Genomic DNA, 23,391 nt, shown 5'->3' with positions numbered 1-23,391 from the left:
TCTGATTTTATTAACGTATTGAAAAATTGAGAATAAATATGATTTCCAAGAGTGCTTTATCGATTTTTACAAAGAGTGATTTTGTAAAATTGACAGTGTGAAAATTTCGTTGTGAAATTGTTGTCAAAAAAGCGCTATTCTAATAATCAAGCAATAACGAGACAAACCAACAAGGTGTTAAGGGTATTTGCTTAAGCTGTTATTAATTGCCTCTGAAGGAATAGACTATGAATATGCAGACATTCGATAAAACAGAACTACATAACCCACAAAATTTTATCGCTGAAGCCGTGTTTGCCGTGGAAATGGTCAACGCTGATAAGCCAACTCAAAAACAACAAATGACTAAGCAACTTCTTGATACCTTGTTCCCGCTAGAGAATGGTTCTCACGAAGATGTAGTAAGCTATGAAATTGACTATCGCCACGTTCAAGCGTACTTCAAAAATGGTCAACATAGCGGCCTGCGCCATGCCAAACAGTTTGTTGCTTATACTGGCGACAAGTGTTCTCCGGATTCGATTCTATTCCGCGACGAAAGTGGCACTCACGTAGAAGTTACGTTCGCTCGCCGTCAAGGCAACGGGTTTCTACAGTTGGTTCAAATTGCTGACATTCAATTAGAAACGTGTACTACGTTTGGTCAGTCTGAAGGCCATCAAACCACGGGTCTTCGTCACTGGGTAAGCTTGGTGAAAGGCGATGAAAAATGTCGCCCAACGGCGAGTAATGAAGACAAGGAATATACAGCGAAGAGTGGTGAAGATTACAAATTAGGTTTTTGTTTCGCTTATTAGCTTGGCTAGCTCACTTACAAACTGCTAAAAAATAAAACCGCGCTGTGTATGCGCGGTTTTTCTATTTAATCATCGATCGGTCGCTAGTCTTCGGTTGTGTGATTTTAGTGTCTAAAATGGACCTAGAGTCAATTGGAGCGAGCTGAACGGCTAAGTTTGCTGTTTTGGCAGAACGCTGTGTAGGATGATTGGGGGAGTGGTTTGCTAAATAGAAAACCTTGACCCCACTGACAATCGTGATCTATCAAGATTTTCATTTGTTCTGCGGTTTGTATCCCTTCCGCAATGACATTAATACCAAGCTCATTAGCCATTTGTAACGTCGAACTTACTATCGTCATGTCTTCTGGGTGAAGTTGGTCTATGAAAATTCTGTCGATTTTTAAGCTATCAACAGGAAGTTGCTTCAAATAACTTAACGAGGAATAGCCGGTTCCATAGTCGTCGATAGCTATATTTACCCCAATCTTCTTCAACTCTGTGATGAACCTGATGGCTTGGCCCATATTTTGTACTAATACACTCTCAGTAATTTCAAGTTCAAGGGCTTCAGGTGAAATCCCGTAGCGTTGAAGTGGATCCACCACATCGTCAATTAGTTGACCCGAAACTAGCTGCACTACTGATACGTTTACTGATACTTTTTTATGGTAAATATTGTGGTCTTGCCACACTCTGATCTGTTTGCAGGCTTGCTCGATGACCCACGCGCCAATAGGAATGATCTCTCCAGAGACCTCCGCAATAGGTATAAATGAATCGGGTGAAATTACTCCATAGGTAGGGTGGTTCCATCTTAGCAAGCACTCGCAACCAAGATGCTTCCCAGAGCGTAGCTCGATAATAGGTTGGTAGTATAATTCAAATTGTCCTTTCTCCAAGGCTCGCGGCAGTTCTGATTCAATAAATAGTTTGTGTTGTGCTTGTTTTCTTAAAGTGTTCGCGTAACAAAAATAACCAACCGATGACTCTTTTGCTTTATACATGGCGGTATCGGCGGCTCGAAGAAGATCGTCGACATTTTGCCCATCTTTAGGGTAAGCGGCAATGCCTATACTAGTTGAAATCGTTAGGGATTCTCTCCCAATTTGAATGGGCTTTCGCAACCCATTAATGATCTTTTTGGATAGAGCGATTGCTTGTTCTATGTTGGTAAGGTTTTCGATAAGAATTGTGAACTCGTCACCGCCAAAACGAGCTAATACGTCGCTACTTCTCAAGCAACCACTTAACCTTTTAGAAACTTCGACGAGTAACTTGTCGCCAAAGTCATGCCCTAGGCTATCGTTTACGTGTTTAAAACGATTGAGGTCAAGAAAAAGAACGGCTGTGATCGAACGATTCCGTTCGGCCAATCTCAAAGCATGGTTAGTTTGCTCGATAAACATGCGTCTGTTAGGTAAGTTGGTTAGTGCATCATTAAACGCGTAATGCTTAAGCTGATCTCTTGACGCTTCCAGTTCTTTAGTTCGACTTTTTACACGCCTTAATAAGACCTTATGATTGTTAAACACCGTCATGATAAGCAGTACACTTAAAGCACCAAACACAGACTCATAAATGAGAAATGTTACGGATTTTTGAGCGGTTAAAGAAAGGAGTACTTGTTGTGATACAGATAAAACGACGGTCCACTCTCGAGTAGTCACTTGTTGAGAAAAAGAAAACTCTACTGCGCCCTCAGATGGGGCTAAATTGTCTGGTGAGAAGTAGTGGTAAATCACTTCATCTCCAGCACTAGAGTCGAGAATTTCTACGTCCATATAGTGTGCAGAGCTATTGTTCACACTTGCTTTAACAATATCCCCAACGACAAAAACGCCAACGGCAAAACCAGATAGATTGAAAGAGCGCGTAATAACTGAGGTATCAAGAGAAGGTCCATCATTTATCGGAGTAAATATTAAAAATCCAGGCTCTTTGGTCTCAAGTTGGACAAGTTGAATAATTTCTGTAGCGACTGGATAGTTATTGTTCTGCGCGAGAATCATTGCTTCTCGCCGTGCTGCATTAGAGAACACATTGAAGCCAAATGCTTTTTCATTGGAATGAAATGGCTCGATCCATTTTACAACAACGAGAGGATCATACTCATTCAATGGGATGCCCCGAACTTTAAACATCGAAGAGCTTTGGTTATTGGTCTCTATTTCAAACTTACTTACATGGCGCTGCTCTACAAGTGGATTCCAAGAAAACCCTCGAATCCCAGGAGTTTTGTCGATAAGGGGCAAGGTTATCTCTCTAAACTCTTCTTGTGTAATGTCGCCATTCCCAGAAAGACTTCTAGCTAGAGTTGATAAAGACTTTAAATAGTTTTCTACTTGATGATTAAGGTTTTTTTCAATCAATTGAGAACGGACTTGGACCTCATTGAGGCTGTCGGATTTGAGCGTTCTATCACTGTAATTTTGAATGATAATAAGTGTAATAAAAACAATAGAAAGTGGAAATATTAGGGCCCTAGAGTGCTTTAGTCTGTTGGCTAGTCGGTCGCGCGATTTAAATAAGATAACAACGATAGGTGTAATAATGATAATACCTAAAAAGTCACCTACGCATTGAATGACAACATTTGCCCAGTAGCTCCCGCTAAAGCGTAATATATGAGCGGGCTCTATGAGCAGGTTTGCTATCAAACTACCGATTAGAGAGCATATAAATGCTACTCCTATAAATAGAGTCACTTTGGTAAAGCTGGCTAAGCTAATGACATTTAGGGAGAGATGTCTTAAAACGCGGTAATTTATCCAAGCTTGAACTGTAGAAGCGAAGCTGATTCCAATTGACGTTACTATTAAAGAGAGGTCAATTGCATTCCCATCGAATAATTGAATCCCAATACTAAATATTAGTGAGCCAGCTAAGATTGCAGGTAAGAAGTGTCTCTGCCATAAAAAACAACCCGCAAGTGCAATACCAGCTGATGGCCACAATGATGCAACTAAAGTTTGAGGGCTGAGCATTGAGAAAAGAAATGAAGATACTATGTATAGAAAAAACAAACTCACATAGCGTAAATCAAAGGACGATAATGGACGGCCTTGTTTGCTGAGGGAATCAGTGGTAACTGATCTATTATTATTGTTCAAATGATCTCTTCCAGTGCTATTAACAAATGTGTCACTAGTTGGAGTTGCTTATAGTAGTGTAGTAAAGAGAACAGGGAATGGTATGTTTGTTGATGATCAGTTGAACTATTGATGTTGTGCGGACAGCGTCTTAGGTGGCGAGAGGTACAGAAGCAGAACCAGCGCTATTCAATACGTTTGAAGCTAACACTAATGCCCCAAAGGAGCAAAGGGCATCGGTGCGATATGGTGAGTTGCCAGACTCTAGGTTGCTCAATGGTATAGGTTTCCTATACATAGAAGCACTAATAGACAATTTCTGAACAGGCTAGGCGTATGCCTCCTTTTCGGCTTACAACGTCAGGGTAAATCCGTGTTCTGTCTTTTCAATCTGAATATCAGAAGGCTTGAATATATAGCCATCCGCGTCAGGCAATTCACTTCTTGAGCTATGACTGAGCACCGCAATGCTCTGGCAACCTGCTGCGATCCCTGAGTTGAGGCCAGCGACCGCATCTTCAAAGCATATGCATTCTTCAGGATTCAGGTTCAGTTCTTTCGCTCCTCTCAAATAAGGCTCGGGGTGTGGTTTGCCTTGGGAGAGCAACTCGGGTGTAACAAGGATTTTGGGCAGAGGGAGGTTTGCGGCTTTCATTCTAGCTGTTGCTACTGGCAATGTGCCGGAGGTAACGATAGCCCACGGGATACCGAGCTCATTTAAGCTGTTTAGTAGCTCAACGGCGCCAGGTAGTGCAGTGGTGCCTTCGGTGTGGGTGGCTTCATAGCGTTCTAGATAGTCAAATTCGGCTTGAACTTCTAGTGTATCGACTGATGCATTAAGCAGCTCAGCGATTGATTCGATAGCAGGCCTTCCGTGAATCCTCGACATCACGTAGCTAGGCTCGAGACCTTTAGATTCTCCCCAGCGTGACCATGCACGTGTCACTGCTGGGATTGAGTCGACTAATGTACCGTCTAGGTCGAATAACAGACCTTTAAATGAAAGCGTCGTCACGATAACTATTCCTTTTTCAAATACTGTGAGAGCACATCTACGATTAGCTGGTGGTCTTCGTGTTGAGGCAAACCTGAAACCGTAATCGTTCCTATCATACCTGTGTTTTTAACTCGAACAGGAAAAGAACCGCCAAATGGGCTGTAATCTTTCTCATCAATGAAGGAAGCTTGTTCTATATTCTTTCCCTTCATTTCTAGGTAATGCTTCATATACCAAGAACTGCGCTGAAAATGCTTGGTAACGTTTGATTTTCTTCTCACCCATTCTTGATTGTCTAACGTTGCTCCGTCAAGTGCACAGTGGAAAAGGCACTGCTCGCCAACCGAAATATTGATGGCAATCTTAGCGTGCTTTTCGATGGCGTTGGCACGTAGTTCACTACCGATATCCCAAGCGACTTGCTGATTGAAATAGGGGAACTGCAACAGGTTTTCTTCCGCAATAAGGGTGTCGAGTCTTGTTTGAGTGTTTGATGTCGTAGTGGCGGGCATATTCCGCTCCTTTCTAAAACGAAAAAGGGCGAAGTAACACTGGACACGAATGATGGTTACTTCGCCAAAAACTTGGAACCGAACAAGTAGTCAGCCCAAGTCCGAGGTGAGAAGGTTTTGAATCCTTCTTACTTCCATTTGGAATTGGGGACTATAGCTCTAGCTCCGTCATGAGTTTCTGTTCTATTTCACTGCTCGATTGGGCGTTAAACAAGGCATCACGAAATTCGGCATGCATAATTTTACGTGCCAACTTAGAGAAGATCTTCATATGTTGGTCGCCGGCTGCGTGTTTGTTCAGCGTCAACATGATGACAAATTGCGCCTCTTCATCGCCCCATTGAATAGGCTTCGCTAGACGGCATACGCTCACCGCTGATTGCTCAATGTGTTCACTCTTGGTATGAGGGATAGCAAAGCCAAAGCCTAGACCGGTTGAGAACACATCTTCTCGAGCCCAAAGATCGTCCGCCAATTTATTCGGATAACGGCAACGTCCTGTTAGGAATAGATTGTCAGCGAGTGTCTTAATCACTTCCTCTTTGCTACGCAGGTCGAGATCAAGCTTGATACAATCTTCTGAAATCAGTGGCGCTTCGGTTTGTGCCATACGGAACTGCGCAAGTAGATGCTCTACTTCCAATGGCGTACGGCATTGCATTGCTTTGTTTAACAACTGTCGACATTCTCGGCTATCTAGTTTGGAAATGCGTTCCTTGGTCGCAGCAATGCTTGGTGCGCTCATGCTGATTTCATCAAGCCCTAGACCAACGAGTAGGGGCAATACTGAGCCTTTAGCGCCAAGCTCCCCACACAGTCCAATCCATTTACCATGACGATGCACTTCATTGACGACGTGGTCTAGCGTTCTCAAGAATGCTGGATTTAGACTGTTGTAGTGTTTCGTTACTTTTTCATTGTCACGATCAACGGCCATCAAATATTGAGTTAGGTCGTTAGAGCCGATGGAGAAGAAATCCACTTCTTCACAACATTGATCGATGATAAAGGCTACAGAAGGAACTTCCATCATAATGCCAAGCGGGATTTTTTCATCGAACGGAACCTGTTCTTTACGGAGTTCTTGGCGAATCTCAGCAAGAATGTCTTTGACCCATAAAATCTCCTCCATCGAAGAAATCATTGGAATCATTATCTTTAGCGGACCATGTGCCGACGCACGCAGAATAGCTCTTAGTTGGGTTTTAAATAGGTCAATAAACTCTTCGTAGATACGTACAGCGCGGTAGCCAAGGAATGGGTTGTTTTCTCTAGGGATATTGAGGTAGTCAACTGGTTTATCGCCGCCGATGTCGATAGTACGAACGATGATCGCACGACCTGAAGCTGCATCCAGTGCTTGGCAGAATATGTTGTAGAGCTCATCTTCTTTCGGCGCACTTTTGCGATCCATGTATAGCATCTCGGTACGGAATAAACCGATGGCTTCTGCTCCCGAGTCAAATGCTGATTTTGCTTCTACGGAATGGGCGATGTTCGCTGCAACTTCAAGTTTTTTTCCATCTTGTGTCATACCCTGTGTATCTTTGAACGCAGCCTGGCGCTCTCGAACCGTATTGATGATTCGGTTTTCTTGTTCGTAGTAACGAACCACAGGTTCAGTTAGGTCGGTGACGATTGCACCTAAATTGGCATCAAGATAAACCTCTTGGCCGATCTCGGCCTCCAACGCACCATCTTTCATTCCAACAACTGTTGGAATACCAAAAGAGCGAGCAAGAATAACCGTGTGAGATGTGCTGCCACCATGGGTCAAAACCAAACCTTTTAACAGTGACTTATCCAGCTCTAAGAACTGACTAGGGGTGAGGTCCTCAGCCATACAGATAGAGGGTTCAGTCAGCGTGAGTTGGCTGGTGTAATGTTCGTCACCGTAGATTGTTTGCAGTAATTGGAAGCAAACATCTCGAATGTCGAGTTCACGCTCACGAAGGTACTGGCTGGAAGATTTCTGTAGTTGCTCTGCATAGTGTTTTGCGGTAGCGACCACTGCCTGGGCGCAGCTTCTTCCTTCTACGAGATTAGTATTCAGTTGTTGTGCGAAAAACTCATCCCTCAATATAGATAGATGCGCGGCAAGCACTTCGCTTTCCGTATCTACTGATGTGTTGGCTTGCACTTCAATGGCCTTAGAAAGCTGAGCGAGACCGCTTTTTAGTTCAGACTTTTCTTCTTCAAGTGCTCTTGTTTCAGGAAGGTAGGGCAGTTGATCAAAGTTGATTGCACCTACTTTAACCACGACGCCACGGCCAATCCCACTGCTCACGGAAGTTGCACGAATCGCTCCTTCCGTGAGGTTGGATAAGTTACGTGGTAGTGGTTGCTGTTCTTCATTAGCGTGTGTTTGTTCTAGTGGAGAATCGCAATGTGGAAACTCATTCGCAATAAAGTTCTGTATAGCTTCCAGAGCAGACTCCTCATCCTCGCCGTCTATGGTGATCATACATGTGTCACCGAGTAGTGTGTCTGTCCCTATTAAAGACAACACACTTTTTGCATTTCCAGATAGACCAGTACGTTCGTTCTGCCACTCAATGTTAGATAGGTATTGATTACAAAGGGTTTCTACATGACCCGCTGGTCTTGCGTGAACACCATTGGGTAGCTCACAAGAAAAGGTAAAACTTCTCATAGGGGTTTAGTCCTTAGTTTCGAATTTGTTATTAGTCATTTATGTCTACAACTTTAACAAAAAGCACCGTGTGGACTATTGGATAAAAGTGCTAAAAACTGGATATTTGTAAGGTGATGGGCTGTTTGTGATACCGTTCAAAAATACAGTTTAGTATGTGACTTTAATCAAGCTTTATAAAAGGCACGCCAGTGTTTTATGTCTAACTAATCTTTTAATAACAGTTGTTTATATTGTTTCTTTGGATCTTTTGATAAAAGTGCTAGTAAAGTGTGCTCAAGATCAATATTCACGCTGCATCTAACAAATATCCAGTAAAAAGCAGTTTTGTCCTCTAACTGGTTAGCACATTTGCTCACTATTATAACCCTGTGCTGTAGAGATGGAGTTTCTCTGAAGCTTAATCAGAAACGTGAGCCAATAAATACAAAAGAAGTACTTCCTTTAATAAAAATTTTAATACTTATGTACTCAAAGGAGAGGTCAATGAATGACTTAATCTCAATTCTTAAAAATACGAGACAACATCTAATGACAGGTGTATCTCACATGATTCCTTTCGTAGTTGCGGGGGGGATCCTACTGGCGGCTTCCGTCATGTTATATGGGGAAGGTGCTGTGCCTGAAGAAGGAACGTGGCTGCACGACCTATTCTTTATCGGTGTAGCTGGCTTCCAACTTATGGTTCCCATTCTAGCTGCTTACATCGGTTATTCGATTGCTGACCGCTCAGCGCTTGCGCCTTCTGCAATTGCAGCGTTCATTGGCGCAAACATGTACAACACTGGTTTCTTCGGTGCGATCTTCGCGGGTCTATTAGGCGGCATTGTTGTTTTCTATCTGAAGAAGATAAAAGTGCCAGCGTTTGCTCGTTCAATTATGCCAATCTTCGTGATTCCAATTATAGGTACATTTATTACCGCAGGTGCCATTGTTTGGGGTATCGGTGAGCCAATTGGCGCGGCAACAGAAGCGCTTACTGGTTTCCTAAAAGGTATGCAGGACTCAAGTATCGTTGTACTCGCTATCATCATGGGCCTAATGATTGCCTTTGATATGGGTGGTCCAGTTAACAAAGTTGCGTATGCATTCGTCATCCTTTGTGTGGGTGAAGGCATTTACAACGTCGCGGGTATTAGTGCGGTTGCGGTAGCAACACCGTCTGTGGGCATGGGGCTTGCGACATTCTTGAACAAGAAGCTTTACGCCGCTGATGAACAGGAAGCTGGCCGTGCGTCCATTCTAATGGGAACAATGGGCATTACTGAAGGTGCTATTCCATTTGCGGCAGCTGATCCACTTCGTGTGCTTCCTTCCATCATGATTGGTACTGCCGTAGGCGCATCAACTGCAGCGATTCTTGGTGTTGAGTGTTTCGCAGCATGGGGTGGTTTGATTGTACTACCAGTTGTAGACGGACGATTTGGTTTCCTAATTGCACTTGGTGTTGGCTCTTTAGTGACTGCACTACTGGTTAACTTTCTTAAAGCTCGTCGTAAAGTAGAACAGCCGCAGAAAGAAGAATCTGATGATTTAGACCTAGACATCTCAATCGGTTAACTCTAAGTCTTTGAATTAAATATTATCCAATAAAAACAGAACATTAAAATAAAGGTGAAAATTATGACTAATATCGTAGCAGTTACAGCGTGCCCATCTGGCGTAGCGCATACCTACATGGCGGCGGAAGCCGTAGAGTCAGCAGCAAAAGCAAAAGGTTGGAATTGCAAAGTTGAAACTCAGGGATCAATTGGTATTGAAAATGAGCTGACAGCAGAAGAGGTCGCTCAAGCTGACATCGTGATTCTAACTAAGGATATCGGTATCAAGAATGAGGATCGATTCAAGGGCAAAACTATTGTTCGTATCGGCGTGAGTGATGCCGTCAAGCGTGCAGATGCTGTGATGAGCAAGATTGAAGCTCACTTAGAGAAAGCGACAGCATAACCAGTCAGGTTCCCTTAACACGAGGGAGCCTTCATAGCACAGTTACTTTCTTCAAGCGTTATCGAAAGTGACTCTGTTATGAATCAAGAAAATGCCCATCAGTGGCAATAGACAATAATAATGGAGCCTATTGTGAGCACCGAAAGAATTACTCGATTAAAGTCCGCCCTGTTTGAAGCTCAACGTGAAATCTCTCTAGAACGTGCGCTACTGTATACCGAGAGCCACCAGCAGACGGAAGGGGAACATACGCTTATCCGCCGAGCAAAGGCAACAGCACACGTTTTGGATAATGTTGCGATATCGATTCGTGATGATGAACTGATTGCCGGAAACCGCACCATCAAGCCGCGTTCTGGTATTGTCTCACCAGAAATGGATCCTTATTGGATTGATAAAGAGTTAGATGTCTTTGAATCACGCCCACAGGATAAGTTCTATATCTCTGAAGAAGATAAAGTAGTCTATAAAAAGAAGCTGCTGAGTTACTGGTCCGAGCGTTCTATGAAAGATTTTATCAACGCTCAGATTCCTGAAAACGTCAAACAAGCGGTGTCCGAGAAAGTATTCAGTGTTAACCAAACCGATAAAGGTCAAGGCCACATCATTATCGACTTTGATCGCTTACTTGAAAACGGGTTAGGTGCATTGACCGATGACATGTCTACGCTAGCAACCGTTAATAGTGACAACGAGTTTTATCAATCGGTACTGATTCTACTGCAAGCCTCAACTAGACATATTCGTCGTTACGAAGCGTTAGCCAAACAGATGGCCGCTGAGTGCGAGTGTCCCGTTAGGGCGGCAGAGTTAATTCGTATTGCAGGTATCTCTGGCAAAGTCGCCACACAAAAACCGCAAGGTTTTTATGAGGCGTGTCAGCTGTTCTGGTATATGAATATCATTCTTCAGTATGAGTCGAATGCGAGTTCACTATCTCTTGGGCGTTTTGATCAATATATGATGCCGTTTTATCAGGACTCTATCGCCAACGGTGAATCTCCTGCGTTTTTGCAAGAGCTGCTTGAGAGTTTGTGGGTCAAAACAAACGACATTGTCCTACTGCGTTCATCCAGCAGTGCTAAGTTTTTTGCTGGCTTTCCAACCGGTTATACCATCTTGCTCGGCGGTCTGACTGAAAATGGGCGTAGCGCAGTTAATACACTGTCAACACTCTGCCTTGATGCGTACCAAAGCGTGCAACTACCGCAGCCAAACCTTGGTGTTCGAGTTAACGAATTCATTGACCGTGCGTTTCTCAATAAAACCGCAGAAACCATTCGTTTAGGCACAGGTATTCCGCAAATATTCAATGATGAAGTAGTGGTGCCGGCGTTTTTGAATCGTGGTGTCTCTTTGGAAGATGCGCGTGATTATTCTGTCGTGGGCTGTGTGGAGCTGTCGATTCCGGGGAAAACCTATGGGCTGCATGACATAGCGATGTTTAACCTGCTTAAGGTCATGGAATTGGTACTTAAGCGCAATAAGGGCAATCAAGACGTCAGTTTTGAAACATTACTCGCTGAGATTCGCACCGACATTTGCCAGTATGTGCAGCTAATGGTTGAAGGGTCAAACATCTGTGATGTGGGGCATCGTGACTGGGCTCCTGTTCCACTATTGTCCTCGTTCATTAGCGACTGTATCAAGAATGGGAAGGACATTACCTATGGTGGTGGTCGTTATAATTTCTCTGGTGTGCAAGGGATTGGGATTGCCAACCTTTCTGATTCGTTAATGGCGTTAAAGCGTTTTGTATTTGAAGAAAATCGCATGAACTTTGCGGAGTTTATCGCGGTTCTTGAATCTAACTTCGAAGGTAAGGAGGGCGAACGAGTTCGTGCTCGTCTGATGAACCGCTACGAAAAATATGGCAACGATATCGATGAAGTGGATGCGTTGGGTGCTGACTTGTTAAGACTGTTCTGTAAAGAAGTCGAAACTTACCAAAACCCTCGTGGTGGCTATTTTACTCCGGGGTCATACACGGTATCTGCTCATGTTCCTCTTGGTGCTGTGGTTGGTGCGACACCAGATGGAAGATTGGCTGGTGAGCAATTGGCTGATGGTGGCCTATCTCCTATGTTGGGCAAAGATCAGCAAGGCCCGACTGCGGTACTGAAATCGGTCAGTAAGCTGGATAACTACTTACTGTCGAATGGTAGCTTGCTCAATGTGAAGTTCACGCCATCAACCCTAGAGGGAGAGCAGGGCATTACCAAGTTAGGGGATTTCTTACGAGCATTTATGAAGCTCAAGCTGCAACACATTCAGTTCAATGTATTGAATGCAGACACGTTACGTAAGGCGCAAGAAAAGCCCGAAGATTACGCAGGATTGGTGGTGCGAGTAGCCGGTTATAGCGCTTTCTTCGTTGAACTATCGAAAGAAATTCAAGATGACATTATCCGAAGAACCGCTCATGAGCTGTAATTGCCAAACGAGCGAAACGGGTTGTTCAGAATCTGGGGAGTTTAGTGCGCCCCAGCTCAAAGCGCGAGTATTTAACATCCAGCGATACTCGTTAAATGATGGTGAAGGTATTCGTACCGTGGTCTTTTTTAAAGGCTGTCCTTTGAAATGTCCTTGGTGTGCTAACCCAGAGTCACGTTCGATTGATTTGGTAAACATTCGCAGGGAAGCCAAGTGCTTACACTGTGATGTTTGCGAGCAGGACGCGGATGAGTGTCCAAGTGGTGCGTTTGAACAAGTAGGTTATGACGTCACTATTGAAGAGCTGGTAAAAGAAATTGCTAAAGATGATGTGTTCTATCAAACATCAGGCGGTGGCGTCACCTTGTCTGGTGGTGAGATTCTGGTGCATGGCAGATTTTGCATCGAACTTCTAAAGCAGCTAAGAAGACTGGGATACAAAACGGCGATTGAAACCTCAGGACATGGAAATAGTAAGCAGTTGAGCGATATGGCTCAATATTGCGATGAAATTCTGTTTGATTTCAAGTTGATGGATGAGGTCAGAGCTAAGGAGATCATCGGCATTAATCTGGATAAGGTGCTCGAAAGCTTCAAGACGTTAATGGCCAAACCTTGCAAGGTCATCCCCAGATTACCGCTAATACCAGGCTACACCCTGGATCTCATTAATGTTGATAGGGTACTTGGCTTTATTGCTCCTTACGATATTGAAGAGGTCCACTTATTGCCATTTCATCAATTTGGCTCAAATAAATACGACACATTGGGGATGCACTACACCATGAAAGACACCCCAGTACCGACAAAACAAGAAATTGATGCGATTCAGCGCCATGTCGAAGCGCATGGATATAACGTCGTCATAGGAGGCTAGACATGAGCAAGAAACGAATTTTGATTACAGGAGCGGGTGGTTTTTTTGGTACTCGATTTATAAATCGTTACCAAGGTGAATTTGAGATTAAAGGGACGGACGTTGCGCAACTGGATATCACTGATAACAGCGCCGTTAACCAGATATTTACCGAATTTCAGCCTGATTTCGTGATTCACGCTGCTGCTATTGCTGTAACGGATTTTTGTAATGAGCATCCTGAAGTTGCTCATAAAGTGAATGTCCAAGGTGCAATCAATGTCGCCAAAGCATGTAAGCAAGTTGGCGCGAAGCTGGTATTCATATCTACTGAGCAAGTTTTCAATGGTAACTCTGAAGCGGGTCCTTACACAGAACAATCAATCCCGGTTCCTGACACCGTTTATGGTCAGAACAAACTGGAAGCAGAGCGAGAGTTAGCGAGCATTCTGCCAGAAATGTGGGTGTTGAGGTTCACGTGGTTGTTTGGGTTGCCTGAAAGAAACACCACGATCAATCCTAATGTGGTTTGGAATGCCATTCAAACCTTATTCAAAGGGGGAGTGATGTACGAACGTGGTAATGAGTTCCGAGGTTTAACCTATGTGCACGAGCTTATCGAGCAGTTTACTAAGATCTTTGACATCCCTTATGGCACCTATCATACCGGCGCGCACAATGACGCGAGTCGTTATGACATTGCCGAGCATATTCTGACGGAACTCAAATTAGAGCAGCGTTTGCCGGACATATTGGTGCAATGCGATGCGCCTAAGACACGTGATGTTCGTTTAGACACGAGTAAGCTCGCGGCACAGGGCATCTGCTTTACTGAGAGTAAACAAGCCATTACTCAGTGTTTAAAAGAATTTGGTTATTAAAAAAGTAAACGACGAACCGAAATGAGAGAGCGTCGTGACTAGTGAAAGTTATTGGAGATGTACCATGATTTATATGTTAGATACCGCCAATTTAGATGCGATTAAGAAAGCGGTAGACCTGTATCCGATTGCGGGTGTGACGACCAATCCAACGATCATCGCAAAAGAAAACCGTTCACTGCGCGATATCATTTTGGATATTCGTGAGTTAATTGGCTCTGAGCGTATGCTTCATGCTCAGGTGGTAGGTGACACTGCAGAGGTGATGCTGGAAGAAGCAAAGGCACTGCGTAAGCTTGACCCTGAAATCATTATTAAAGTGCCGGTGACACCGCAAGGTATTAAAGCGATGAAGCTGATCAGCGCTGAAGGTATTCGAATTACTGCAACGGCGATTTTGACTCCGCAGCAAGCATTGATGGCCGCTATGGCAGGTGCTGAATTCCTTGCTCCTTATGTGAACCGCTTGGACAACATCTGTGGTGATGGCACGTTGGTTGCGGCTGAAATGGCCCACCTAATTGATGTCTATAATCTAGATGCAAAAGTACTTGCTGCTTCATTTAAAAATGTTCAACAAGTCCATGAAGTGGCAAAAGCAGGGGTTCAGTCCGTTACGATTGCACCAGATGTGTTTGACCAATTGCTTGTTCATCCGTTAACCGATTCTGGTGTCGCTGGCTTTATGAGTGATTGGCATGGCGCTTACGGTGAAGGCAAAACGGTTCTTGATCTATTATGAACATGATTAAAAACAAGTTTAGCTAGGATAGACAAAGACACGGATGCCTAGTGAGATTATACTCACTAGGCTTTTTGCTATAGGAAGATCTTAGGGTAATAATGAAGTTAGTTGGAGTCACGGCTTGTATCAGTGGCGTTGCGCATACCTATATGGCAGCGGAGTTGCTGGAGAAAGCAGCCAAAAAAGCAGGTTATAAAATCCAGGTGGAGACACAGGGAGCATTAGGCGCTGAGAATTCCTTAGAGCAAGCAGCAATTGATGCCGCGGACGTCGCATTTATCATTTCAGAGATCAACATTGAAGGGGCTGAGAGGTTCGAGCAATCACGCTTAATCAAGATGTCGATTTCAGATTTTTTGCGTAGTCCAGAGCTGGCGATTAACGCTATCGAGCGCGCTAAAGTAGCCCCAGCAGGGACTGTTATAAGCGTTTAGCTTTATTCTATCGTTCCGCTTTGGTAATGCGCCCGATATTCAGAAGGGGAGCGGTCTGTCTGCTGTTTAAATACTCGGCAGAAGTAGTTGCTGTCGTTGAATCCGCAGCGATGCGCAATCTCTTTCACTTTGGTGTCATACTGTTTGAGTAAGTACTTTGCCCTCTCTAAGCGAATATGCGTTAAATACTCATTGAACTTCACTTTTCCCTCTTTGTTAAAAAGTTGCGACAGGTAGTTCGGTGAGACGTAGAAATGTTTAGCGACTGACTCTCGCGTCAATGGCTCATGATAGTTCTGCTCCAAGTAATCTCTTACTGCATCGAACAACGCCTTACTCTTAGACGGCGTTTCGGGTGGGTTATGGATCAGGTCATGGATATGACTAAAGAGGCTGCTAGCCAAAAGGTGCAACGTATTCTGGTCTTGAGAGTGCCATGATAATTCCTCAATGGCTTGAAGAATGAAGGAGCCTGTTCTCGGTCCGCGCCTTGCGACGTTCTCTTTTATTGCCGAATCGAACTTTTCACCATCCCAACTCAAAAGACTCATCCCAAAACTTTGCTTACCGACAAGGACTGACATGGTGACCACAGGTTTATCCCAATTAGGTTTATTCCAACTTTCGGCTGGTAAGTAGAGAACATCACCTTGTTTGAGAGTGACCTCCGTATCTGTTCCTATGCTATTACCAACGTCCATTTCCAGTTCACCAATTAACACCATTTCAATACGAGGAAAGTGAACTTGATACGCAAGCGGCGGTGGACTTGGTAGGTTACCTGCAAACAGCAATGAGTGGATTTGCTCCGTATGCGTTGCGTAGTGTTCTAAGGCTTCGATGAGGTAGGTTCTATCTAACATGCTTTATAACATTCTTCTAGGTGGTGGAGGCGGAACTAAATAAGAATCCAGTATACGCGACAAGCTTAATTGGTCTATTTGCGTTGCTTCACATTTAGTAAACGATCTTACAAATATCCAGTTTATCGTAGATATTGCCTACAGGATTATTACGGCTTTAACAGTAGATTGATAGGGGAAAAGTCAGCCGAGAAGGATAATAAAATGAGTCACGAATCTACAATAACTAGCCTCTACTCTTTAGAGGGATTAACACCGCATCAATATGATGACTTAGACACTCATGGCTTCACCATCATTCATGATGTGATTGACCCGGAGTGGCTTCAAGAACTCAGAGCAAAGTTTGACTACCTTGTAGAGAAAGAGGGAGATAACTTAGCCATTGAGCACCACCAAGAAGAGACGGTGACTCGAATTGCCAATTTGATTAATAAGGGCACCGTCTGGGAAAAAATCTGGTGTCATCCATTAGTGCTTGATGCCTGTGAGCATATCTTTAATGGCGAGTTCAAACTGTCGAGCTTGAATGGCCGCGAGGCTCACCCTGGTGGTGGCTTGCAACCGCTGCATGGCGATTGGAAGAAACCAAGGCCCGATTTCCCCAAAGTGCATTTAGTGAATTCTATATGGGCACTTGATGATCTTTGCAGAGACAATGGCGCCCCTCGGATTATTCCGGGCACTCATTTACGTCCAGAGTTACCAGAAGATGTTTTAGAAGATACCGAAGCAACGCATCCAGATGAAGTCTACCTTGAGTGTCCTGCTGGCAGTATTATGATTTTTAATGCCCACACCTGGCACGGAGGTACGGTCAACACGCTAGGCACGCGTCGCCGTGTATTGCATGGGTTGTATGTCGCTAAAGACGGGGTTCAGCAGCAAGATCAGAAGAAATGGTTAACGGCAGAAACCTCAATGAGACTTAATCAGTCGCAACGTCGACTGTTGGATGTTTAAGTTAACGGGTGTGTTGGGTAAATAAGTTGGCGCTAAGTATTCAACGCCAACTTTTCGTCTCCTTAGCGAACTTCTAATCCTAAATTGTACTGAGCGAGACAGCGGGTAACATAACTCACTTTCAGCAAGCCCGCGATGACGATTGTACTAATGTGCGCAGCGATTTGTTGAGGTAGCGTAAACAGGTGTGCATAGGGGTAAGACACCAGAATACTCACGATCATGGCAATAAAGGTGGCCACTAATGCGATGTTTGAGAAAGTGAGTAGGTGGTGGAAGTTAAATTTATTATGTTGAGCAGTCATAAGTTACCTCACTAGGGTATTGTTTTTATTTGATACTACTCTTACTTAATTCATTTTCTGTGCCACGTTTTATTTTTGTTTTATTACAGTTGGTTATAGTTTTTTTTGATTTTTGTTTTGTCAAAAAGATAAGATTGAAAATATGTCAATAAGACTCGTATGTGTGTGATTGTGTTGATGGCTTGAGCGCAAATAATGATAAAAAAGGCTTCTTTCTAAAGCTGAAAGAAGCCCTAAAGAAATAGTCGAGGTAGACTACGCTTTGTGAATCTTCGCGGGTAATGATTGACGGGCAGCAGCGCCAACAACCCAATCCAGCATGACGCCTTTACCCTCTCGGGTAGGGTCAGTTAAGCCGATGTCATTGATATTTACTCCATCCATTTGACGACTTTTGATAGGTTGCTGCTTGTCACCAATCCAGTGAGCTCGTTGTCCTAATTCGGTATGCCCAAAACCATGCTCGAATCCAAGTGTGCCTTGAAGGATTCCTGGCACAACCATCGCAAGGGCCGTGGTGCTTGCTCCTGGCGTTTCGATGATGAACTCATCACCTGTTTTAATTCCTACGCTGCTGGCATCATCTGGGTGAATGTAGACCGGATTGATACCCTTAATTGAGTTTAACCTTGGTGAAAGGTTGGAGACCGCACTATGAATATTGGATTTAAAGTTTGTTAAGCTAAATGGCCATTTGTCTTTTGGATAGCGATCTTCTAATGGTGTTTCATCTGCTAGCTTCTGCGGGTGCCATGTCGGGCAGCCACTGTAGTATTCACCGGTTTATCTAAGTGCTCATACAAACCGAGCTTGTCCCTCACTTCACTAAATTCTCGACTGATAAGGTTGTAGTGTACCTGATAGGGGGGTTGGCATTCCTTGGCGACGCCTCGGGTCGCCTGAAGTGTTTTTCTGTGAACAATATATGGGCAATGAAGGCGGTCGGTTTTGGAAAGATCGACAATTTCTTTGATGGCTTCTGTGACAGGAATGGCCACCATCGCTGTATCCGAGGCTTTCGCTTTTTTATGATGATTCTAATAAGGTTTTCGAGGCTCACATAGAGACCGATAGAGGGAAGAAGTAACCATAGAAGTTGGAACAGTCAGCTTTTGTTTATTATCTTAGTTACTTAAAAACGGTGAAACCCCGATGTTGGTAGTTTCATGGTTTTAGGGACTGGTTGTGATTTTTTGTCTATAATAAACAGAAGGTTAGGTTTGTTTTGTGTGGATTTTGTCGTCTGTTAAAATTACAAAAAAGTTAAAAAGAGGGGTTAATGAAATCAGAGAGTTAGTATACATAGGACTACTGTATAACTACACCCAAGAGGCTTTCAGAATGTCGCTGCAAGTAACAGGTAATACAGTGGTTTATTGGCTGATTATGCAGTTTAGTTTGACTGGTATTCGAGTATGAAGACTGGTGGTTCAGTGGCGGACGCCACACTTAACAAATAGGTATGTAAGCCGTGAAAATATTGGTGTAGAGCCAAGGGAAGTGATCTGACGATGATGTCCACTAGGCGTTGGTTTTATGCAACATCGCCGATCAATAGTACTTTGAAGGGGAGAAAATTTATTAATCGAGCTGTATGTCTATCGGGGAAACTAAATGCCAATTGTCTTCTTCTTGAGTGTAGCTTTTAGTTGCTTTACGACTTGCATGAGCCATACGCTTTGTAGCTTTTGTTCCTTTGCTTTCAATCAATCGAGCGGCTAGTCCTCGGATTTCATGATAACTGGGTCGGTCTTTTATTGGTAGTTCACGATAAAGTCCTAATTCATCCCTCACTTTTGAAAAAGTCTTGCTGATTTTTGTATGGTGAACTTGGAATTTGTGATCACAGTCTTTTGCGATTCCTCTCGTTGCCTGAATGGGTTTTCTATGTACAACATACGGACAGGACAGACCGCTTGTTTCTGATAAATCAATCGTATCTTTGATAGCTTGTGTCACAGGAATGGCAACACGAGATGCCTCATTTGTATTGGTTTTTTGCCTGTGAATATACAAAATGCCATAGATCGGTGATTTTGTAATGTCGTCTATCTTCGCTTCGTCATACCAGACGATCCCACAAACGCCAGACTCGGGTTTAGTGATTGAATGTTTAATACGGTAAATCTCACGAACTGCGTGGGTAGTTTGTAGCGACAACGACATGGCGACTTTTAAGAATAGTGGTGCAGCCTCGTAAATCAGTTTGTAGTCATGGATGGTTAAATTCTTACGCCCTTTCTGTTTATCAAGCTTTGTTACTCGTTTTAGTTTTTTGTTTTTCATAAAGTTGACCTCAATAGCGCCTTCATCAGCCAAATACGAAAATAGCTTTTTGAGATTGTTTATTTTGTCGTTGTAAGTGGTTTTTTTATTCTGAGAGAAGTGATTTTTAATAAACTTATTCATATCCTCCAATGTGAGAGTTTTAGTGAGTCTTTCACCTAAATCTCTTGATAGCTTATCCATCTGATTGCGAAACTTATCCAGCGTCCCAGTAGCTAACCCTTCCTCAGATTCAACTCTCTTAATAATCTCAGAAATCCAAATTTTCAGTGGCTTATTAAAATCATCATGTAGTTGCGGTCGTTGTTTTTCGATGACTGACAATGTGTTGAGCTGAGGACGATGTTTGTTGTTGTACATGATTGCTGCCTGTACGGCGCTATGGCGAGACACATCGCTGTCAATTAAAGTGAGACTACCGTCTATTCGTTGAAACCTAAGTCGTTTTTGACCACGATGATTTACCTCCCATAGGTAGGGAGGTAAATCAGACGTTTCAGCTTTTCTTCTTCGATTTGCCATTGTCATGCCTCTAGGATATGAAGTAAATCAATGACTTCTTGTTCATTACGAGTTTGTTCTTCGGGGTCAATCACGACAAGATATCGTCCAGTTGGTGTTCTTTCACCTTTGATTTTCCCTGACTTTATCCAGTTCTTAACCGTTGCAGTACAGATGCCAGAGTCTGGATAATTTTCTTGAATAAATTGTCTTGGTTTTAACTTTCTCAAGCCTTCACTCTCACCGTTGTCAAACTTAAAGTAACGATACTTGAAGACCTTGGCTGCGCAATAGAGAGAAATTAATGTGTCGAGATATCTCCACAACAATTAATTCAGGTTTGAAATGAAGCCTAAATTGTGAAGGTTTAGGTATGGTCAAAATGCGATCAAAAGATACTATAAGAAAGAAATTTGTGGAGTTATCTCCCAGATTTAAACAAGAAGATATACATAATCAGTTATGTGAGATTTCGAATTCCACTTTAAGCACATGGCGTCATATCCTTTAAGCTTGTCTTGTTAAACGTAAGGGATTACGTATTACTGTGATAGCGATTGCTTATTTTCCGTTGGAGGATAAATGTACGTCTATTCGAGCTGTGTTACTTTTCCCAAATCATAAGAGTTCAATACACAAGCGACTTTTCAAACTCGCTGGGTCATTTTGTTGAGCACTTAGTACATTAACGAATACAACCTGCCACAAACCAAAGCCTATGCTCTTGCAGGCGTATCGACTTTAATCTGGAGACGATCTAAAAATTGTTCTTCATCCTCGTCATAAACCTCACTTAATAAACAAGCATGCTGACCACCTATAGCATAGTGTGAGTGATGCTCGTGGCGTGCCAGCATGCTTGACCTATCGTAAGCAAAGCAAAATGAATCCAGACAGTCTCTGGATATTAATTTGTATAAAGACGGAATTGAGCAATAAGCTGTTTCGCATTCTAGTTCATTGGTAGATATTGCATTGGTGCTGCTGTTAGTAAGATCATTACCGCATTGAAACGTAGCAACCGCAAGCCACTACCAGAAATGCTGACGAGGAACCTTGGAAGTCGACGCTTCGTAACTCAAAATTGCCCGTGCGACCTGAAGTCGTATGAAGCGTTGTTCACCACGACAAGAGTGAACCATCTGTATCACCAGATGACCCTAGGATCCTGAATAAAGCAGCGGATCTGACAATGTAACGAAACTTAGCCGTTAGGCTGAGTGGGAACAAAATCGTGAGAGGATGTTCCTCCTGAAAACCACAATTCGGGTAAGTGCTAGGGAGTCAATATGATGAACGTATGTGAATCCATTAAAGGTGCGTTATATGATGAAGCAGCGGAAGTGGTTAATACGCTGTGGCCAAAACGGCAACGAGAGTCGGAAAGGAGTTGGGCATTGGCCTTTCGTGATCAAAGTACTCTCCGCACTAGAGTGGGCATCTAAGTTGACATTTTACGTAACATACGGAACAGGGTAAGCCTGTATCGCTCCCTATGGGAAAGCCCTTGTGGCCGATAGCGATGCGGGTAAAGGAGGTCGGAGAAAGCTAAGGCTGCATTGTAACGATGCAGATACAGACTCGTGTCTGGTCACGAAAGTGAGCCCACTTCCGACTGGTCTTTCGTTGCGAGAAAGTTTGAAGAACTTTATTTAAGGAGAAACGCAAATGATGATTTCTAAAGAGATTAGTGCCTCTCCTGACAGCGCTCAATGGCAGTCTATCGACTGGAAACCTATTGAATCGCATGTATTAAAGCTTCAGATGCGTATCGCAAAGGCAACTAGAGAAGGTAAACACGGTAAAGCGAAAGCCTTGCAGTGGATACTAACTCATTCTCGCTCAGCCAAGCTTCTTGCGGTAAGGCGAGTATCTCAAAATAAAGGTAGTAAAACGCCTGGAATAGATGGTGTCATCTGGAACACAGATGCACGCCGCATAAAAGCAGTTAATCAATTGAGTCGAAAGGCGTACAAAGCCCAACCGCTCAAGCGTATCTACATCCCCAAAAAGAACGGCAAGCTCAGACCATTGGGAATCCCATGCATGATAGACAGAGCGCAACAAGCCCTCCATCTTCTTGCATTAGAGCCTATATCGGAAACGCTTGCTGACCCCAATAGTTATGGATTTAGGCCAAATCGCAGTACTGCCGATGCAGTTGGGCAGTGTTTCAAATGTTTGGCATTAAAGAAATCAGCCAAATGGGTACTTGAAGGGGATATTAAAGCTTGTTTCGACAAGATCGGCCATCAATGGCTTCTTGATAACATCGCTATTGATAAGAGAATGTTGGAACAATGGCTAAAATCTGGCTTTATGGACAAAGGTCTGTTTTATCGCACCGATGAGGGAACACCACAAGGTGGGATAATATCACCAACCTTGATGCTAATGACTCTTGCTGGACTTGAGCAGCATATTAAGTCTACGGCCCTCAAAAAGGGTAGTAGAGCCAATTTCATTGGATACGCCGACGATTTCGTCGTCACCTGCGCTTCAAAGGAAGTGTTGGAGAACGATATCAAACCGTTGATCGCTGATTTTTTAGCGGAAAGAGGATTAACATTATCCGAAGAGAAAACGCACATTACACACATCGATAACGGCTTTAACTTTCTAGGGTTCAATCACAGAAAGTACAAAGGGAAATTGCTCATTAAACCGAGTAAATCGAACACATTGCTGTTCTTGAGTAATCTGCGCGAACTCATCAAAAAGCATGCAACAACTTCTGTAAACGATCTTATCAAACTGATAAATCCGAAATTAAGGGGTTGGGCTAATTATTATCGCCATTGCGTGGCTAAACAGGTATTCGGATATGTTGGTCATAAGCTATTTCTTGCATTATGGCACTGGGCAGTGAGGAGTCATCCGACAAAATCCAAAACTTGGGTGGCCCTTAAATACTTCGTCAACCGAAAAGGCCAATGGCATTTTCATGGTAGGCAGAAGATCATGGATATGGATTGCCAATTCAATCTCTTCCAAATAGCCAAAGTACCGATCGAGAGGCATGTAAAAATCCGAAGTGCAGCGACACCATATGACTCTCAACACCAAGAATACTTGGCTAAGAGAAAGTCAAAAAGGCAAGCTCGCAACTCTTGGAAGGAGCCTACTCTCGCTGCTTTATAAGTTGCT

At 43.4% G+C, this 23,391-nt stretch carries 20 protein-coding genes and 1 pseudogene; 11 read left to right on the top strand and 10 right to left on the bottom strand.

Annotation, left to right across the window (positions count from 1 at the left end; translation table 11 throughout):
* The first annotated feature begins 227 nt into the window (after positions 1-227).
* Complete coding sequence (locus VME0621_RS06280; protein WP_062457582.1) at positions 228-797, top strand: aldolase/citrate lyase/malate synthase family protein; 570 nt, start codon at positions 228-230, stop codon at positions 795-797.
* A 128-nt stretch (positions 798-925) separates the two neighbouring features.
* On the opposite strand, the gene VME0621_RS06275 is transcribed toward VME0621_RS06280, so the two are convergent.
* The 4 genes from VME0621_RS06275 to ptsP all read right to left on the bottom strand — a co-directional run bounded on the left by VME0621_RS06275 (position 926) and on the right by ptsP (position 8,030).
* Positions 926-3,889, bottom strand: coding sequence for an EAL domain-containing protein (locus VME0621_RS06275; protein ID WP_156750262.1), 2,964 nt, complete (start codon positions 3,887-3,889; stop codon positions 926-928).
* Between the two features lie 331 nt (positions 3,890-4,220).
* Positions 4,221-4,883, bottom strand: coding sequence for an HAD-IA family hydrolase (locus tag VME0621_RS06270; RefSeq protein WP_062457588.1), 663 nt, complete (start codon positions 4,881-4,883; stop codon positions 4,221-4,223).
* Positions 4,884-4,888: 5 nt separating this feature from the next.
* Positions 4,889-5,377 (bottom strand): heme-degrading domain-containing protein, encoded by a 489-nt coding sequence (locus tag VME0621_RS06265; protein ID WP_062457591.1) that lies wholly within the window; start codon positions 5,375-5,377, stop codon positions 4,889-4,891.
* Positions 5,378-5,528: 151 nt separating this feature from the next.
* Complete coding sequence (gene ptsP, locus VME0621_RS06260) at positions 5,529-8,030, bottom strand: phosphoenolpyruvate--protein phosphotransferase (protein WP_062457594.1); 2,502 nt, start codon at positions 8,028-8,030, stop codon at positions 5,529-5,531.
* 486 nt (positions 8,031-8,516) lie between these two features.
* Here ptsP and VME0621_RS06255 point away from each other — a divergent pair, with 486 nt between their 5' ends.
* From VME0621_RS06255 to VME0621_RS06225, 7 genes are all read left to right on the top strand, one after another.
* Positions 8,517-9,590, top strand: a complete 1,074-nt coding sequence (locus tag VME0621_RS06255; RefSeq protein ID WP_062457596.1) for a PTS fructose transporter subunit EIIC — start codon at positions 8,517-8,519, stop codon at positions 9,588-9,590.
* A 63-nt stretch (positions 9,591-9,653) separates the two neighbouring features.
* On the top strand, positions 9,654-9,977 hold the full coding sequence (locus VME0621_RS06250; RefSeq protein ID WP_062457599.1) for a PTS fructose-like transporter subunit IIB: 324 nt from the start codon (positions 9,654-9,656) through the stop codon (positions 9,975-9,977).
* A 132-nt stretch (positions 9,978-10,109) separates the two neighbouring features.
* Entirely contained in the window at positions 10,110-12,410 is a 2,301-nt protein-coding gene (locus tag VME0621_RS06245) for a formate C-acetyltransferase (protein ID WP_256200711.1), read from the top strand.
* Positions 12,376-13,287, top strand: coding sequence for a [formate-C-acetyltransferase]-activating enzyme (locus VME0621_RS06240; RefSeq protein ID WP_062457604.1), 912 nt, complete (start codon positions 12,376-12,378; stop codon positions 13,285-13,287). The genes VME0621_RS06245 and VME0621_RS06240 overlap by 35 nt, the downstream gene beginning before the upstream one ends.
* 2 nt (positions 13,288-13,289) lie before the next feature.
* Complete coding sequence (locus VME0621_RS06235) at positions 13,290-14,147, top strand: SDR family oxidoreductase (protein WP_062457608.1); 858 nt, start codon at positions 13,290-13,292, stop codon at positions 14,145-14,147.
* 64 nt (positions 14,148-14,211) lie between these two features.
* Positions 14,212-14,889 carry a fructose-6-phosphate aldolase gene (locus tag VME0621_RS06230; RefSeq protein ID WP_006071774.1) on the top strand — a complete coding sequence of 226 codons (678 nt, stop codon included), beginning with the start codon at positions 14,212-14,214 and terminating at the stop codon, positions 14,887-14,889.
* Between the two features lie 101 nt (positions 14,890-14,990).
* The gene (locus VME0621_RS06225) at positions 14,991-15,326 is read left to right on the top strand and encodes a PTS fructose transporter subunit IIB (RefSeq protein ID WP_006071772.1); all 336 of its coding nucleotides are present in this window, start codon (positions 14,991-14,993) and stop codon (positions 15,324-15,326) included.
* A gap of 2 nt (positions 15,327-15,328) precedes the next feature.
* On the opposite strand, the gene VME0621_RS06220 is transcribed toward VME0621_RS06225, so the two are convergent.
* Complete coding sequence (locus VME0621_RS06220) at positions 15,329-16,189, bottom strand: helix-turn-helix domain-containing protein (RefSeq protein WP_006071770.1); 861 nt, start codon at positions 16,187-16,189, stop codon at positions 15,329-15,331.
* 204 nt (positions 16,190-16,393) lie between these two features.
* Here VME0621_RS06220 and VME0621_RS06215 point away from each other — a divergent pair, with 204 nt between their 5' ends.
* Entirely contained in the window at positions 16,394-17,152 is a 759-nt protein-coding gene (locus VME0621_RS06215) for a phytanoyl-CoA dioxygenase family protein (RefSeq protein WP_006071768.1), read from the top strand.
* A gap of 62 nt (positions 17,153-17,214) precedes the next feature.
* Here VME0621_RS06215 and VME0621_RS06210 read toward each other — a convergent pair whose 3' ends face one another.
* From VME0621_RS06210 to VME0621_RS06190, 5 genes and pseudogenes are all read right to left on the bottom strand, one after another.
* Positions 17,215-17,457 carry a hypothetical protein gene (locus VME0621_RS06210; RefSeq protein WP_006071766.1) on the bottom strand — a complete coding sequence of 81 codons (243 nt, stop codon included), beginning with the start codon at positions 17,455-17,457 and terminating at the stop codon, positions 17,215-17,217.
* A gap of 255 nt (positions 17,458-17,712) precedes the next feature.
* A pseudogene (locus VME0621_RS26100) lies at positions 17,713-18,240 on the bottom strand (molybdopterin dinucleotide binding domain-containing protein); the annotation flags it as partial.
* The gene (locus tag VME0621_RS27035; RefSeq protein ID WP_062457613.1) at positions 18,192-18,458 is read right to left on the bottom strand and encodes a hypothetical protein; all 267 of its coding nucleotides are present in this window, start codon (positions 18,456-18,458) and stop codon (positions 18,192-18,194) included. The pseudogene VME0621_RS26100 and the gene VME0621_RS27035, both read right to left, overlap by 49 nt.
* 580 nt (positions 18,459-19,038) lie before the next feature.
* On the bottom strand, positions 19,039-20,265 hold the full coding sequence (locus VME0621_RS06195; protein ID WP_065311671.1) for a site-specific integrase: 1,227 nt from the start codon (positions 20,263-20,265) through the stop codon (positions 19,039-19,041).
* A gap of 2 nt (positions 20,266-20,267) precedes the next feature.
* Positions 20,268-20,474 carry a MerR family transcriptional regulator gene (locus VME0621_RS06190; protein WP_062457740.1) on the bottom strand — a complete coding sequence of 69 codons (207 nt, stop codon included), beginning with the start codon at positions 20,472-20,474 and terminating at the stop codon, positions 20,268-20,270.
* 1,059 nt (positions 20,475-21,533) lie between these two features.
* On the opposite strand from VME0621_RS06190, the gene VME0621_RS26790 reads away from it, so the two are divergent.
* Both VME0621_RS26790 and ltrA read left to right on the top strand, forming a co-directional pair.
* Positions 21,534-21,689 (top strand): hypothetical protein, encoded by a 156-nt coding sequence (locus VME0621_RS26790; RefSeq protein ID WP_167542826.1) that lies wholly within the window; start codon positions 21,534-21,536, stop codon positions 21,687-21,689.
* Between the two features lie 223 nt (positions 21,690-21,912).
* On the top strand, positions 21,913-23,385 hold the full coding sequence (gene ltrA / locus VME0621_RS06185) for a group II intron reverse transcriptase/maturase (RefSeq protein ID WP_062457616.1): 1,473 nt from the start codon (positions 21,913-21,915) through the stop codon (positions 23,383-23,385).
* The last annotated feature ends 6 nt before the right edge of the window (positions 23,386-23,391 follow it).

It is taken from the genome of Vibrio mediterranei, from assembly GCF_900088415.1.
Classification (GTDB): Bacteria; Pseudomonadota; Gammaproteobacteria; order Enterobacterales; family Vibrionaceae; genus Vibrio; species Vibrio mediterranei.
This window is presented reverse-complemented; position numbering and strand designations above follow the sequence as displayed.